This window comes from Maritimibacter sp. 55A14 (assembly GCF_003122205.1).
GTDB lineage: Bacteria > Pseudomonadota > Alphaproteobacteria > Rhodobacterales > Rhodobacteraceae > QEYE01.
In genome coordinates, this window is sequence record NZ_QEYE01000025.1 from 35072 (window position 1) to 48386 (window position 13315).

At 62.9% G+C, this 13315-nt stretch carries 18 protein-coding genes; 8 read left to right on the plus strand and 10 right to left on the minus strand.

What is annotated here, in order from left to right:
* Window positions 1-79: 79 nt before the first annotated feature.
* From DDZ14_RS16775 to DDZ14_RS16815, 10 genes are all read right to left on the minus strand, one after another.
* Window positions 80-652 (minus strand): TetR/AcrR family transcriptional regulator, encoded by a 573-nt coding sequence (locus DDZ14_RS16775; RefSeq protein WP_109426132.1) that lies wholly within the window; start codon window positions 650-652, stop codon window positions 80-82.
* A gap of 214 nt (window positions 653-866) precedes the next feature.
* Window positions 867-1322 (minus strand): GNAT family N-acetyltransferase, encoded by a 456-nt coding sequence (locus DDZ14_RS16780; RefSeq protein WP_109426133.1) that lies wholly within the window; start codon window positions 1320-1322, stop codon window positions 867-869.
* 542 nt (window positions 1323-1864) lie between these two features.
* Window positions 1865-2374, minus strand: coding sequence for a YHS domain-containing (seleno)protein (locus DDZ14_RS16785; RefSeq protein ID WP_158275552.1), 510 nt, complete (start codon window positions 2372-2374; stop codon window positions 1865-1867).
* A 356-nt stretch (window positions 2375-2730) separates the two neighbouring features.
* Entirely contained in the window at window positions 2731-3666 is a 936-nt protein-coding gene (locus DDZ14_RS16790) for a pyridoxamine 5'-phosphate oxidase family protein (protein ID WP_109426134.1), read from the minus strand.
* 24 nt (window positions 3667-3690) lie between these two features.
* A complete protein-coding gene (locus DDZ14_RS16795) occupies window positions 3691-4320 on the minus strand; it encodes a GNAT family N-acetyltransferase (RefSeq protein ID WP_109426135.1) in 630 nt (209 codons plus the stop codon).
* A gap of 69 nt (window positions 4321-4389) precedes the next feature.
* Window positions 4390-4938, minus strand: coding sequence for a carboxymuconolactone decarboxylase family protein (locus tag DDZ14_RS16800; protein ID WP_109426136.1), 549 nt, complete (start codon window positions 4936-4938; stop codon window positions 4390-4392).
* A gap of 28 nt (window positions 4939-4966) precedes the next feature.
* Entirely contained in the window at window positions 4967-5329 is a 363-nt protein-coding gene (locus tag DDZ14_RS16805) for a hypothetical protein (protein WP_109426137.1), read from the minus strand.
* A gap of 172 nt (window positions 5330-5501) precedes the next feature.
* The gene (locus DDZ14_RS20290) at window positions 5502-5777 is read right to left on the minus strand and encodes an N-acetyltransferase (RefSeq protein WP_109426138.1); all 276 of its coding nucleotides are present in this window, start codon (window positions 5775-5777) and stop codon (window positions 5502-5504) included.
* A 9-nt stretch (window positions 5778-5786) separates the two neighbouring features.
* The gene (locus DDZ14_RS19480) at window positions 5787-5945 is read right to left on the minus strand and encodes a hypothetical protein (protein WP_233252628.1); all 159 of its coding nucleotides are present in this window, start codon (window positions 5943-5945) and stop codon (window positions 5787-5789) included.
* 17 nt (window positions 5946-5962) lie between these two features.
* The gene (locus tag DDZ14_RS16815) at window positions 5963-6928 is read right to left on the minus strand and encodes an AraC family transcriptional regulator (protein WP_109426139.1); all 966 of its coding nucleotides are present in this window, start codon (window positions 6926-6928) and stop codon (window positions 5963-5965) included.
* Between the two features lie 190 nt (window positions 6929-7118).
* Here DDZ14_RS16815 and DDZ14_RS16820 point away from each other — a divergent pair, with 190 nt between their 5' ends.
* From DDZ14_RS16820 to DDZ14_RS16865, 8 genes are all read left to right on the plus strand, one after another.
* Complete coding sequence (locus DDZ14_RS16820; RefSeq protein WP_109426140.1) at window positions 7119-7667, plus strand: cytochrome P460 family protein; 549 nt, start codon at window positions 7119-7121, stop codon at window positions 7665-7667.
* 178 nt (window positions 7668-7845) lie between these two features.
* The gene (locus DDZ14_RS16825) at window positions 7846-8379 is read left to right on the plus strand and encodes a DUF4142 domain-containing protein (protein WP_109426141.1); all 534 of its coding nucleotides are present in this window, start codon (window positions 7846-7848) and stop codon (window positions 8377-8379) included.
* Window positions 8367-8735, plus strand: a complete 369-nt coding sequence (locus tag DDZ14_RS16830) for a cupredoxin family copper-binding protein (protein WP_109426142.1) — start codon at window positions 8367-8369, stop codon at window positions 8733-8735. The genes DDZ14_RS16825 and DDZ14_RS16830 overlap by 13 nt, the downstream gene beginning before the upstream one ends.
* 63 nt (window positions 8736-8798) lie before the next feature.
* Window positions 8799-9476 carry a glutathione S-transferase family protein gene (locus tag DDZ14_RS16835; protein ID WP_109426152.1) on the plus strand — a complete coding sequence of 226 codons (678 nt, stop codon included), beginning with the start codon at window positions 8799-8801 and terminating at the stop codon, window positions 9474-9476.
* A gap of 25 nt (window positions 9477-9501) precedes the next feature.
* Window positions 9502-10014 (plus strand): GNAT family N-acetyltransferase, encoded by a 513-nt coding sequence (locus tag DDZ14_RS16840; protein WP_109426143.1) that lies wholly within the window; start codon window positions 9502-9504, stop codon window positions 10012-10014.
* An 11-nt stretch (window positions 10015-10025) separates the two neighbouring features.
* Window positions 10026-10415 carry a VOC family protein gene (locus DDZ14_RS16845; RefSeq protein ID WP_109426144.1) on the plus strand — a complete coding sequence of 130 codons (390 nt, stop codon included), beginning with the start codon at window positions 10026-10028 and terminating at the stop codon, window positions 10413-10415.
* A 151-nt stretch (window positions 10416-10566) separates the two neighbouring features.
* The gene (locus DDZ14_RS19905) at window positions 10567-11292 is read left to right on the plus strand and encodes a BCCT family transporter (protein WP_233252630.1); all 726 of its coding nucleotides are present in this window, start codon (window positions 10567-10569) and stop codon (window positions 11290-11292) included.
* A gap of 846 nt (window positions 11293-12138) precedes the next feature.
* Complete coding sequence (locus DDZ14_RS16865) at window positions 12139-12903, plus strand: hypothetical protein (RefSeq protein WP_109426147.1); 765 nt, start codon at window positions 12139-12141, stop codon at window positions 12901-12903.
* Window positions 12904-13315 lie beyond the last annotated feature (412 nt).

The window sequence follows — 13315 nt, forward strand, 5'->3', positions numbered from 1 at the left end:
TCGTCTTCGATTTGCAGCGGTCGGTCCTGGTGCCGATCCGCTGACGCATCTTTCGCGCCAATTGATTACGTGCCCTGCTCTAGATGCCCTCGGCGCAAGATTTCACCCAGTCGCACATGTGCCGGACTTCCTGCCGGACGAATTGCTCATCGTGAAAGGCGCTTGCCAGCGTAGCGACACCCTGGCTTCGGGCGAGAAGGTGCATCGCCAGGTCATCGGCATCCGCCTCGCGGCCGAGCAAGGTAAATTGCCGCGCAAGCCAGGTCCGGAACAGCGAGAACAGTTCGCTCGCATCCGCGTGCGAAGCGTGATTTAGCTTCGCAAGTTCCGTGTTGAGCGTACCGACCGGGCAACCGTAGGCCATGATTTTTGCCTGGTTCGCGATCAGGATGTGAATGAAGCTGCGGATGCGTTCCTCTGGATCGTTACCCTCTTGCTCCCACTGCACGAGCATCTTCCGGGTGTTCTCGAGCCGCAGGTCGATGACGGCATCAAGGATCTCGTCTTTGCATTTGAAGTGATAGTAGAAGTTCCCGCGCGATATTTTCACCTTCTCGGCGATATCCGCGAAGGACGTGTGTGCGTAGCCCTGCATGTAGAACAGCTGATCGGCGGCATCGATGATGTGATCCCGGGTGGTTAATTCATTCATCCCACTCTCCATTCGCTTACGCCGCCCAAAGGACGACGTTTCTGACCGTTCCAGGTGCGCGCTGCACTTCGATTCTTTGGCGGCGAGGCCGCTAGGACGAATGTCCTACGAATCTGTTTAGGACATCCATCCTAGGTCGTCAAGCCACCAATGACGCCGGCCTGACTGCAGATTTCAATCACACCAGACCCTCCGCCTGCCGGTACCGGTAAGTTCAACCAGCACCAACTGGAATCAGATGAACCTCCAGTTCCGCGTCCTGCGCCGCGCCCACTTTGCGATAGAAGGCCCGTGCCGATGCATTATCGGCCCACAGGTCCAGCACAATCGCATCGCATCCCAATTCCACGGCCTTCTGGCGCAGCGCCACCACGAGCGCTTCGCCTAGACCACGGTTTCGGCACCGGTGTGTGACCACCAGATCGCCGAGCCATAGCCTTCGGGATCGTGTATGAATTTCGAAGCGCCTGCTGTAGGACGCAAAACCCACAACTTCCGCACCGATTTCGGCAACGAGGCAATCGAACCACCTGTCTTCCCTGAACCCAAGCCGGAACAACTCGTCCGTTTCGACGCCCGGATCGGGATCGGCCACATGGCTGGCCAGTTCACGCGCCAGTCGCGCGATAGCCGGGACATCGGCCTCTAGAGCGGATCGAATGCGCATCATGCCAACTCCCGGTTTGTTTCAGTTCCGGCCATCTGATCGTAGTGCCGTATCGGAGAACTTGGACTCAATGCGGTCATCCGACAGCCTCGGACACTTGACAGTTACAGGTCCTTAGCTTGCCATCTCTGATAGGTTAAAAAGCGTACCATGCTGCACCTGAAGGCCGCGATCTACAACCACCGGACCAGACGCTCTGATCTCGATCTCTTGGTAAAGGGAGTTCTTCGCGTCGGGAACTGAGACCAATTCGACCAATGGTTGAAATGATCCAGACCCGGCGCCGGCATGGTTTTGCAGGCAGGTAATGGGCATCTGTCGGATGGCTGGCTCCAGGCAGTTTTATGAGGGGAAACATCGATCCGTTCGACCAGCTGGGCGACGGCGCGCGCGGCTCCGCCGGTCGAGGCAGGCGAGCCGACATCCGCCCGCCTCGCCTTCGCTGCGGCGATCGCGATCAGTCTCGTTGCCGGCTAGGACCGGGTCCTCGCCTCTGCGGGCGAGAGTCTCGGCAGGGCGTGAGGGACAGGCGCTTGGGCCCCGTGTTACGTGATGCTGGCTGCGATTTCGGGCCAGCGCCGGTCGGCCTCGGCAATGAAGCCGGGAATATCGGATTCCCACCTGCGTTGGATTTTGTCGTTGAAGTTGAGGTAGAGGCGACTGTCCACGATCGACCAGTTTCGCGGCTGGGTACTGTAGAGCTCGCCACGCGCAGCCACGGCCCAGGCACAGAAGCCCCCATATTGCGGGGCAAAGCGCTCTGGCGCGGCGAGGAAGTCATCGCGATTCTCGGCACTGGCAAAGCGCCAGCGCGCACCGTTCCACTCGGTCTCGAAGGCTGCGTCGCCGACGACCGGACGGCCTTCGCGGAAGTAAGCGACCGTATCGGTTCCGCGGATCGCCAGCCCTTCGACCATGAAGATCGGCGTCGGCGGCAGTTCTTTGAAGCCAGCCACACGTTCGAAGACGCACCTCCGGAGGGCCAGCGCCACACCGGCGACAGCGAACGCCGTGCCGCCTGCGATCATGAGATTGCGTCGCGTACAGAAATCCATGGGTTCATCTCCTTTCTTCGGTCGTAACCGGTATGCCAGCACGGCCTTGAGGCAGAAGATCACCGTCCCGCGAGCGCACCATATCGTGCCGGCGGAGTGAGGTTGACGTCACTGACTCCGCGCCGCATCCACGGTATTGGGGCATGGCGGCAAAAAGGGTTGTGGCGTCCTTCGAAATCGCGGCGCCGCACGAGTTGTCCGAATGGGCCTCAAGTTGAGTGCTCACCTTGCTGCACATGAGCTTGAGACCAACGAAGACCACGGCTTGAATCAGGGCACGCTGGCCGCGCGCATCGGTGCCCGCGATAGCGGATGTTTGCGGTGGCGGCGGCTCTGCATTTCGTATGTCCATTTTGTCAGGCCTCTGTGCGGTCGAGAGGTGACGAGAATTCGACCGGAAGCGCTGTTGAGGGAAGCGCGCCCGCGACATGCCAGACCTCGTCGCAAGTGATATCCACGAAACGCTCTGCCCCGGCGAATGCACCGATACGGTCTGACATCCAGTCGATCGTCGCACGGCCGGTGACAAGCGCGGCCGCGCCGGTCGTGAAATCCGGCACGAACAGACCCACACGGCCATCGGCCTCGATATTGCCGAGCGTGTTGAAGTAGCGGTTGCCGGAGTAATCGGGAAAGGAGAGCGTACCGTTCTCATTGTTGCCGAGAAAGCCGGGGCGCCCGCCGCGATGTGAGACGTCCAGTCCTTCATTCGCGCTCCCTGCAGGATTCGCGCCGCGCGACGCTATGAAAAACGTATCCGCACCGGCAATGATTTCTCGGACCGCCTCACTCTTCAACTGCGCCTGCCGTCGCACAGGGGACGGTGGATCATTTCGTGACGACTCGTAGATGCGGGTCTGGATGTATTTCGGGCAGTTACCGAAGCTCTGTTCCACGGCGATCACCAGGCCGTCGACGCCAGAAGCGATTTGGCCGTTCAATCTATTGCGGCGGCGTGTCGCAAGATCGATCCCGAGCAGCCCGATCCCAGCGCCGGGATCGGTGTCGAGTTCGAATTCCTCCGCGAGGGCAGGCAGGCGGCTCAGCGACAGCTGTCTCGGAGATAGCGCCCTTGCGTATCCTGGCGCACCGGATACCGGTACTGCCCACGGCCGGCCCCGCCGATCGAGAAGGGCAATAAACATCAGTGGCAGGGTCTCGAAAAACGCCTGGTGCTGCGCAGGCATGGCGTCGCGGATCGCGCGCGTCGCCATCTCTCGCGCTCGCTGCGGCACGCCGGCGCGGTCCTGAACCGCGATCTCGCCGGCGTGGAATGGGGTGGAGTGGTTCATGTCTCGTTCCTGCTGATATTTCAGTCAACTTCCGGCAGCGTCAGGCCCGCCATCCCGGTGAAGCGTCCTTTCGAAGTGAAAGCGACGTACCGCCCCACCAAGGGTCTTGTTGGTGTCCTGCGTCGCGACGTCCTGCCGGATCTCGCGATACCCGGCGGTTCGATAGAGGGCGAGTGCGGCCGCTTGCAGCTCCGATGTGCTGAGGATCAACCGCGTGCAATCAGCCTTTCGAACTTCGGTCTCGGCGTGGGCCAGCAATTCGCGCCCGAGGCCGCGGCGCCGAAACTGCGGATCGACATACATGCGGCGCAGTTCGGCCACGCCCGGTTCCGCCAGTTCGAAACCGACCATGCCGACCAGTTCGCCCGCGGCGGTGGCAACAAAGAACTGTCCACCCCGCGCCGCGTAGTAGGACGCGATAGTGTCGATTTCCTCGCGCAGCGCACGCGCGATATAGGTTTCGAATCGTACCGCCAGATGAGGTGGGGCCATGAGCCTGTTCACTGTGATGAAGAGCGCGCGCACTGCCGCCGCATCATCCGATTCGAACGGCCGGATGACGATCCGGTCATCAACGGATGTCCGGGTGAGGGGCGCACCGGCCCGTTCGGCGGGCACCGCGGGCTGGGTGCGGGACTCGGCATCGCGTTTCATGGCGGGGATCTTTTCTCTAGGGACTGGCAACCCGTGACAGGCCCGCCGACAGTTCGACGGGCCTGCACGTCAAGCTTTGGCCTGGCCGGCGGAGACGACCGGGAAGTCGATATCGGTTTCCGCGACGTGGTTGAGGTAGTTGGTGAAGATGTTCGCCACCACGTTCGCCACGGTCTCGACGATATCGGCCTCGCTCAGCCCGGCGGCGCGCGCGGCTTCCATGTTAGCGTCTGTTATCTTTCCCCTCGTAGCCACGATGGTGACGGCGAGTTTCAGGATTGTCGCAGTGCGCGGATCGTCCGCGCGGCCCGCGAGATGCCCCTTGATCGTCTCGGGCTCGACCTTGATGCCTGCTGAGATTGCCGAATGCGCCGAAGCGCAGTAGTCGCAACCATTGGCGCCTGCAACCGCCAATGCGATCGCCTCGCGGGTGCGAGCGTCAAGGCCGCCGCCCGCCAGCGTCTCGTTCAGACCGAGCATGGCGGCGAGAACCTTCGGCTGGTTCGCGGCGACGCGGTAGAGGTTCGGCACCATGCCTATCTTGCCCTTGATCGCGGTGAAGAGAGCGGCGGCCTCGGGGCCTGCGGCGGTGTCGGCGACTTGCGTGATGCGTGCCATTGGACTTGTCCTTTCGATGAGTTCGGGATCAGACCGCGGCCATGTCCGTTTCAGGTTTGGATAGGCCGATGACGGTTACCACCGCGGCACCGTTCAGCCAGTAATAGGCCGCGTCAAGCCCGGAGAAACCGAGCGCGATGGGCAGGATCAGGAAAAGGACGCCGACGGCGAAATCGACGACGAGGTGCAGCTTGTAGGGCAGCACCCGGATCACACCGAGGTGGTGATCGGTGAAGACGGTCAGCAGCAAGGCCGTGACGCCGACGATGGGTGAGATGTTAAGCGCGAGCGGGTTCGACCCGCCGAGCCCGAGCAGGAACGGCAAGCCCATAAGCGCGAGCGCGACCGGATAGTCGAGCCAGGCATGGATGGTCTTGGTGACGAAGCGCATGGCGCAGGGTCCTTTCGACAGGGGTTCGGAAACGGCAGGTGCGCCGCAAGACCTAGATAGATCCGATCAGAAGGACGGTGAATGTCAGGAGATCCGCAATCTATGCGCGATCGTCCGGCGTTGCGGCCGACTAATCCCGTTTCCGCAGACGCGCCCGGTGCGGTGGCGACCCTCACCTTTGCGGCAGATCGATCACGCGGATTTCGATTTCGGTATTCCTGCGGACGACCACGCGATCATAGAAGGCTCGGGCGGAGGCATTGCAGACCCGCAGATAGGCGACGACGGCGCGACGCCCCGGATTCTGCGCGCGTCGACCGACCGCCTGCAACGGCAGGCGCCCGATCCCCTGGCCCCGAGCGTTCTCGGCCACGACCAGATCGGCCAGCCAGAGAGTCTTTTGCCATGTGTGCGATTCGAAGCGGCGGCCATAGACTGCAAGACCCAGTAGCCCGTCCTAGCGTTCGGCCACATGAATCTCGAGCCATGGCTCTCGCCCGAAACAGGCCTCGACGATCAGCGACGTGTCGCCACCGGGATTGGCGACATGCGCGGCCAGCGCGCGCGACAGGCGCGCAAGCGCAGCGGCATCGTCGGGCCGCGCCTCCCGGGTCATCGCCGGATGCGCCCCGGTCACGCCGCGGTCCGGGAGTCACGCGCAGTCTTGCCGGACTGCCGGGCCGCGGCGGGGGTGACGCCGATCTCTTTCTTGAACACCCGGCTGAACGCCGATTCCGAGGCATAGCCCGAGACCTCGGCGGCCTCGGCCACCGACAGGCCGCGCTGCGCCAGCGCCTCGCGGGCGATCTGCATGCGCCATGCGGTCACATAGCTCATGGGGGTGACCCCAAGCCGCGCCGAGAAGCGTTCGGAGAAACCGGTGCGCGACAGGCCCGCAACGCGCGCGAGGCTGGCCACGGTCCAATCGGCCGCAGGGTCGCGATGAAACATGCTCAGCGCCCGCGCAATCTGTGGATCGGCGAATCCTGCGATCCCCGGTATCCCGTCAGGCGATTGTTCGATGAAGGCACGGATCGCCTGGGCAAAGATCGCCTCGGACATTTTCAGTGCGATGAGATCACCGCCAAGGCGCGCGCCGCCTGCCTCGGCCCCGATGACCTTGAGCGTCGCTTCGAGCCACGACCCGGCCTCCTCTCCATAGCCGCGCAGATGGATGAAGGGAGGAAGTCGGTCGAAGAGCAGGTGACGCGATCCCTCCGCCAGTGCGAAATGGCCGCAGATCAACTGCGTGTCCCGGTGAGTTTCATCGCCACCCCAGACCAGCGTGCCATAGCCCGGAAACCCCGAGCGGGACAGCACGTCATCGAGCGGCAATGCATCCTCGGGTCCGGTGTGGCGGCACGATAGAACATGCTGCGTGCCATGCGGGATGATGACGAGATCACCCTGCGCAAGGATCACCGGCGCCGGCTGGCCCGCAACACGCACCAGCGCCTCGCCGCGATGGGCGAAGTGAAACCGGGCCACATCGCGATAGGCCGGCACGCGCACGCCCCACGGTTCGGTAAAGCTCGTGCGGAAATAGAGCGTGCCGCGAAACGACAGGCGCGTGAGGATATCGCTGAGCAGGTCCAACATGGATTGCAGTCTAAACCACCTGCGCGAAAACACCAGATCACTGGACGATCTGGAATGAATTTTGGACGATATGACATTCACCATTCGCATGAATTGGTTTGAACAGGCGTTCCTGGGCAGCAGGCGGATTCGGGGATATCGCCCCGATCCAGGCATGCCCCGCTGTCGTCACGCATCAGGAGACACCGACATGAAGCTTTTCGTTATTGTTCTGTCCATCGCCGCCGCCGGACTGCCTGCGCGCGCCCAGATGGCGACCCATGCCGACCCCATCGAGGTCGAGCCCGTGCTCGAGGTCCCGTCCGAGGACTATCGCACTGGCTGGGTGCAGATCGGGGCCTTTTCGGTGCTCGCGGACACGCCTGCGGATGGCGCCCACGAGATCCACGCCGTTTTCATCGACAAGCCCGCGCTCGAGACTTATCTGCGCGACGGTGCCTTTGCCGAGGGCACCAAGATCGTCAAGGAGGTGTGGGGAGCCCGGACCGAGGATCTCACGACGGGGCGCGCCAGCTATGCCGACACGCTCAAGGGCCGTTTCGTGATGGTCGCCGATCCTGATGGCAAGCTTGGCGCCGGGCCACGCTTTGGCGACGGCTGGGGATGGGCCTTTTTCCCCGGCGAGGAGACCAGGATCACGGATACGGAGAGCTACCGTGACGGTTGTCTCGCCTGCCATGAACCGGCTCGCGATCAGGGACTCATCTACCTTCAGGGCTACCCGGCGCTGCGCCGCTGAGGGCCGCTTCTTACCGCTCCGGCTGCGGCACGCGGCCTTATTGCTCGATATGACTAATATGTAACGCAAACGCCCGAAAGGCGGACAATCGGGCAGGAAAAGCGAACGCGCCAACATTCAAACGACAATGCGCCACAGGCATTCTGTCGCTACTGCAATCTGTTCAGGAGAACTGACAATGAACACCCTCTGCAAATCTCTCGCGCTCGGCATGGCCATAGCCGTCTCAACCGTGGCGGCCAATGCCAACGAGCCGATGAACGATCTAGAGATCGCGCATACCGCCTATACCGCCGGCGGTCTCGATATCCGTTACGCGCATCTTGCGCTCGCCATCTCGGAGAGCGACGCGGTGCGCGAATTCGCCCAGACGATGATCCGCGATCATTCGGCCGTCAATGACGCCGCCGTGGCGTTGATAACCAAGCTTGATGTCACCCCGCAGGACAACGCGCTGAGTCAGGCGCTTGTCGAGGGGGCTGCCGCCAAGCGGGCAGAGTTGATGACGTTGAGCGGCAAGGCGTTCGATTGCGCCTACGCCACCAACGAACTCGGATATCACCAGATCGTCAACAAGACCGTCGCCGAAAGCTTCATCCCCGCAGTGACGGTGGAACCGCTCAAGAACCTGCTCGAAGAAGCGCTTGTGACGTTTCGCGCGCACGAAAAACATGCCGAGCACATGGTGGCCGGGTTGAAATGCGCGGGCTGACTCCGATCACGCGCCGCCGCTTCGGTCAGGGTCTTGGCGCCGCCATCGCCCTGACTGAAGCGGCAGGCCGCACCCGCGCGCATGCCGGCACACACGAAGTCGCCGTGCGGATCGACGATTTCACCTTCATGCCGTCGAAGATCGAAATCCTCGTGGGGGACAGCGTCACATGGGAGAATGGCGATGTGGCACCGCATACCGCGACGGCCCTCGACAGAACCTGGGATGCCGGACCGCTTGAGCGCGGGGCGCATGGCCGCGTCACCTTCACCGAACCAGGGGAGCACCGGTATCTCTGCGCCTTCCATCCTCATATGCAAGGCTCGGTTTTGGTCCGGCACCGCGACGGCGGGTGACGGGCCGCATAAGCACAGCGGATCGCATCAGCGATACGCCGCGAGGAAAGAATGGAGACATGCATGACCCAGCCAATCACGCTCGTCAGCCATGCGCTTTGCCCCTATGTCCAACGCATCGCTATCGCGCTCGCCGAAAAGGGCGTGGCGCATGAACGGCGCGTGGTGGATCTCGGCAACAAGCCGCAATGGTTTCTCGATATCTCGCCGCTGGGGCAAACGCCGGTCCTCAAGGTGGGAGAGGCCGCGCTTTTCGAATCCGCGGCAATCCTAGAATATCTCGAGGAGACGCAGCCCAACCCGCTGCATACAGCCGATCCGGTCGAACGCGCGCGCCATCGCGCCTGGATCGGGTTCGGCTCGGAGGTACTCGACACGATCGCGGGGTTCTATTCGGCGCGCGACGCCGAGACTTTCGAGGCAAGGACGGTCGCTCTTGGCGACCGCTTTCGGTTGCTTGAGGAACATCTGGGCGCGGGGCCGTGGTTTTCGGGCGCGGATTTCAGCCTTGTCGATGCGGTCTTTGGTCCGGTCTTCCGATATTTCGACGTGTTCGACGGGATCGCCGATTTCGGCATTCTGACCGGGCTGCCCAAGGTCTGCGCCTGGCGGATGCGGCTTGCTAAACGACCCTCGGTTCGCGACGCGGTGAGCGCGGATTACAGCGCGCTGCTGCACGCCTTCCTGTTGCGCCGCGACGGGGTGCTGGCCGGGCGGATCCGATCTTCCAGCGCCGCCTGAGCGAATGCGCGCTCTGCCACACCCCATGCCGCACCCGGATCGTGAACTGGCCTTCTCGCGCCTTCCGCAGGTGCCGCTTGCAGCGATTGTCGATCACATGTCCGACCCGCGCGTCGTCCGGCACATGCCACTCTTGACCGGTCCCTGGGATACGGATGCAGCACAACGCTTCGTTGCCGCCAAGCAAGCCTGCTGGCGGCGCGACGGGCTGGGGCACTGGGCGATCCTGGCTGGAGGCCGCTACGTCGGCTGGGGCGGGTTCCAGAAGGAAGGCGAGGACTGGGATTTTGGCCTCGTGCTGCGGCCGCAAGACTTCGGCCTTGGTGCGCGCATCACGCGAGCAGCGCTGGACTTCGCCCGCGCCGACCCGCGCCTCCCCTATGTCACCTTCCTGTTGCCGACTTCGCGCAGCCATCTCGGTGCGCTCCACCGCATCGGCGCGCGGCCCCTTGGCACGGTGCTGCATGAGGGCGCGCGCTTTCTCAGGTTTCGTCTCGATACCCCGTGCCCCGGCACACCTCCCTCCAAGCACGAATGAAAGGATATGCCATGACCGTCATTGACCATCTCAGCCTCGGCACTGCCGATATCGCCACCGCGCGAGACTTTTACGCTCGTATGTTCGAGCCACTCGGCATCACCTGCCTAGCCGAAGGTGACGGGTTTGCCGCCTTCGGCCGCGACCGGGTGGCCTTCCTGCTGTTGCCCCCCTTCGACGGCAAGCCCGCAAGCGCGGGCAATGGCGCGCATGTCGCGTTTGCCGCGCCCTCTCGCGACGCTGTCGAGGCGGCCCATGCCGCTGGCCTCGAAGCGGGGGCGCGCGATGAAGGCGCGCCGGGCGTGCGCGAAGCCTATCCGATGCCCGATGTCTATGCTGCCTATCTGCGCGATCCCTGGGGCAACAAAATCGAGCTGGTCCATGGCGGCTTCTCGGCCTGACGGCACACCGGCAGTGATCGAACGGCTGCGGGCCGCCATCGCGGCCTGCACCGCCTGCGCGGATCTTCTGCTCGGGCCGCGACCGCTCGACTAGATCGGCGCGGGCACGCGTATCCTGATCGCCGGCCAGGCACTGGGCCGCCGGGCGCATCTGGCCGGCCGGTTTTTCGATAATGCCTCGGACACACGGTTGCGAGACTGGCTCGGCATCGAAGAGGCGACGTTTCGCGATCCCGCGATGATCGCGATGTTGCCGATGGGGTTCTGCTATCCCGGAACCGCTCGCTCCGGCGACCTGCCGCCGCGGACCGAATGCGCACCCCCCTGGCGCAGGCAGTTGCTGGAAGCACTTGTTGAGGTGCGGCTGACGATCGTGATCGGACGCCAACGCGCAGGCCTGGCACCTGCCGGAAACGGCGGGGCTGTCCCTTGCGGACGCGATGCAAGACTGGCGCGCGCGTTGGCCCGAGGCGATCTTGCTGCCCACCTTCGTGCTCGGCATGTTCACGTCGAAGGGCGTCTCAACCCCACCCGCGCGGTGCGGCTGCTGTGGGGCAAGTTGCAGTTGCTGATGGTGGTGGTCCTTCTGCTCACCGGCAGGCTGGAGAGCCTGCGGACGGCCTCGATCGTCACGGCCTTTCCGTCCATGCTCCTGATAATCATAATCGCCGTTTCGCTCTATCGCGACCTTGCGCAGGAGATCGTGGCGCGCGACGAAAAGGCGAGGCTGCTCGACATGCGCATCGAGCGCCTGCTCCTTCGCGAATCCGAACGGGATGCGGCCGAGAAGGCCGGGGCGGAAATCCACCCGACCGTCCCGGAAGAAGGCGCGCCGACGGAGCCTTCAGGCGGGGACGATGACAGGCCCGCCGAGTAGGGTAGAGCGCTCGTCCTCCGAGCGGAGCAGGTCAATTCTCTTGCATTCGAATTCGAAAGACAGCTGACCAGAGCGGGCCTTTGCCGGGGATTGCCGTGTGCGTCCGCTCCCGGCCGGAAACGGCGGCGTCGAGCCAGCCGATGGACGGCTGTTTAGTCCGCATGGTGAATGACGCGTTTCGCTGACCCTCGGCACCGCAGCGGACGGCAGGAAGCGGGAACGCAAGCGCGGCGCCGGCGCGGAAAGTGAACGGCTGGTCCGGGCTGATTGTGTTGAAAAAGTCCCCGCGACGCTCCGACTCCTCCAAAATGCAGAACACTGTTCCCAATCGGCTTGCCAGCGGCGGGATTTCGGGGTGCTTTGCGAAATTCTCAGAACATCTTCCCGCGAAAATCGCCCATCAGGCTCGGTTGAAGAGTTTTTCAACACAACTGGCTGGTTCCGGACCAAGGTCAGAGTACCGCCTCTATAAGGATGGACATCCTTGGTGGATTTCTACCGAGGCTATGCACCCTATACACCGCGACCTGCCCTAGGACTTCGTGCAACCGGTCCTGCTGCTCAAATCTCTCGTTAACACACGTCGTACGTCGCCATGGAACACCCTCCCAAATCGCACCGGCAAGAACATTCCCTTTTGTTGGCAAACATTTCCCGCACCCTGAGCATTGCAAGTGGAGCACCTGGCCCTATCTCGGTCGGACCACCAACTCACAGCGGACAGGCAAGTGCGATGACAACCGGAGCGGCAGGCATTCAAGGAACAGCGCGGCATGGTTCCCCATGTGGTGATGCTGTGCATACGCTCATGGCAGATGCGCGTCCGATCCGAGTTGGAACCCTGACATGATAATCGGACAGGAGGCGACCCGCATCGCGAAAGACATCCAGATCGACCTCCAGGCAGGGAGACGCGTCAAGGATATCGGGGACGCAAACCGCATCGCGTTTCTCAGTGCCGAGCTGACGTCCGAGTTGCTCGCCGATGATCATCCGGATGCGATCTTTGCGTTTACCGTCCGGCTCGGACCCGAGCGCCTCGGAAAGCACATCGACTGTGATGGGAACCTCGATTCTCATGCCCTTCGAAAGGAACTGGCAAGGACGCTGAAACGAAATCTGCAACGTGACGCAGACGAGGAAATCGTCGGCTTGCACTGGAATGTGCTCGAAGCCCGGATCCGGGACGGAGGTGAGGCCGACCCGTGTCTCCGTGGCATGGCCGTATTTCCCCCTGAATACGAGGCACGGGTGCAATCTGCCTTCCAGAGTTTTGGCACGTTTCGCTCACCACCAAACCAAGCCGTCAGGTTCGAGCTGATCAATACACCGCCGGACGCATTGAGATGGGCGGTGCACGCCATGAATGTCGGCGGGAAAAGTTACAGGACCAGGGAAGCCGTGAAGTGTACAAGCACGCTCTGGAGCGCAGCCTGCAGGAGAGTGTCCGGCACATCCGATCCGTGGATTGCCGGGCTGCAGCCCCCCGTGTCGGTTTCACAGATGCCCATGCCTGCGTCCAAATCCTGTGATGCGGTTACCTGTCCGACAAGAAGATCGAAGATGAGCAGAGAGGCCAGAATGCCGGTCCCATTCGGCCCTGAACCATAGCCGCGCTCGATGGCGCCCCTCGAACGAGCTTGGAGCCCATTTCCGAGCGCAGAACGCCGCCTTTTCCGATCGATGCTGCCGGCCTGCCCTGCGACAACCGACAGGTGTGCCCTGAGCGCCTCTGTGGCGCGCGCTGAGCGGCGTTAAGGGGTCGTCGGACGTTAGGGGGGCCCAGAACACGCTGCGCTGCTCTGTGGCGCGAATCCGAAACCATCCAAGGACGCAGGAGACGAGGACAGATGACGAGCAGCTCTTATGAAACCTTCCCGCTGAAATTCGGGGAACCTTTCGACTGGCCCTCCGACTTGGAGCCACCGGAATGTGGATATTCGATCTCTCCACATAAGAACAAGCAGCCCTTGTATGCGGGTCGGATGTTGCTGGAGCCGGACATCGATCTGGGCCTTTACCG

What these genes read in the sequence shown, in the direction of transcription:
- DDZ14_RS16775 (WP_109426132.1), bottom strand. Translation starts at nt 652, where the DNA reads ATGAATGAATTAACCACCCGGGATCACATCATCGATGCCGCCGATCAG.
- DDZ14_RS16780 (WP_109426133.1), bottom strand. Translation starts at nt 1,322, where the DNA reads ATGATGCGCATTCGATCCGCTCTAGAGGCCGATGTCCCGGCTATCGCG.
- DDZ14_RS16785 (WP_158275552.1), bottom strand. Translation starts at nt 2,374, where the DNA reads ATGGATTTCTGTACGCGACGCAATCTCATGATCGCAGGCGGCACGGCG.
- DDZ14_RS16790 (WP_109426134.1), bottom strand. Translation starts at nt 3,666, where the DNA reads ATGAACCACTCCACCCCATTCCACGCCGGCGAGATCGCGGTTCAGGAC.
- DDZ14_RS16795 (WP_109426135.1), bottom strand. Translation starts at nt 4,320, where the DNA reads ATGAAACGCGATGCCGAGTCCCGCACCCAGCCCGCGGTGCCCGCCGAA.
- DDZ14_RS16800 (WP_109426136.1), bottom strand. Translation starts at nt 4,938, where the DNA reads ATGGCACGCATCACGCAAGTCGCCGACACCGCCGCAGGCCCCGAGGCC.
- DDZ14_RS16805 (WP_109426137.1), bottom strand. Translation starts at nt 5,329, where the DNA reads ATGCGCTTCGTCACCAAGACCATCCATGCCTGGCTCGACTATCCGGTC.
- DDZ14_RS19480 (WP_233252628.1), bottom strand. Translation starts at nt 5,945, where the DNA reads ATGACCCGGGAGGCGCGGCCCGACGATGCCGCTGCGCTTGCGCGCCTG.
- DDZ14_RS16815 (WP_109426139.1), bottom strand. Translation starts at nt 6,928, where the DNA reads ATGTTGGACCTGCTCAGCGATATCCTCACGCGCCTGTCGTTTCGCGGC.
- DDZ14_RS16820 (WP_109426140.1), top strand. Translation starts at nt 7,119, where the DNA reads ATGAAGCTTTTCGTTATTGTTCTGTCCATCGCCGCCGCCGGACTGCCT.
- DDZ14_RS16825 (WP_109426141.1), top strand. Translation starts at nt 7,846, where the DNA reads ATGAACACCCTCTGCAAATCTCTCGCGCTCGGCATGGCCATAGCCGTC.
- DDZ14_RS16830 (WP_109426142.1), top strand. Translation starts at nt 8,367, where the DNA reads ATGCGCGGGCTGACTCCGATCACGCGCCGCCGCTTCGGTCAGGGTCTT.
- DDZ14_RS16835 (WP_109426152.1), top strand. Translation starts at nt 8,799, where the DNA reads ATGACCCAGCCAATCACGCTCGTCAGCCATGCGCTTTGCCCCTATGTC.
- DDZ14_RS16840 (WP_109426143.1), top strand. Translation starts at nt 9,502, where the DNA reads ATGCCGCACCCGGATCGTGAACTGGCCTTCTCGCGCCTTCCGCAGGTG.
- DDZ14_RS16845 (WP_109426144.1), top strand. Translation starts at nt 10,026, where the DNA reads ATGACCGTCATTGACCATCTCAGCCTCGGCACTGCCGATATCGCCACC.
- DDZ14_RS16865 (WP_109426147.1), top strand. Translation starts at nt 12,139, where the DNA reads ATGATAATCGGACAGGAGGCGACCCGCATCGCGAAAGACATCCAGATC.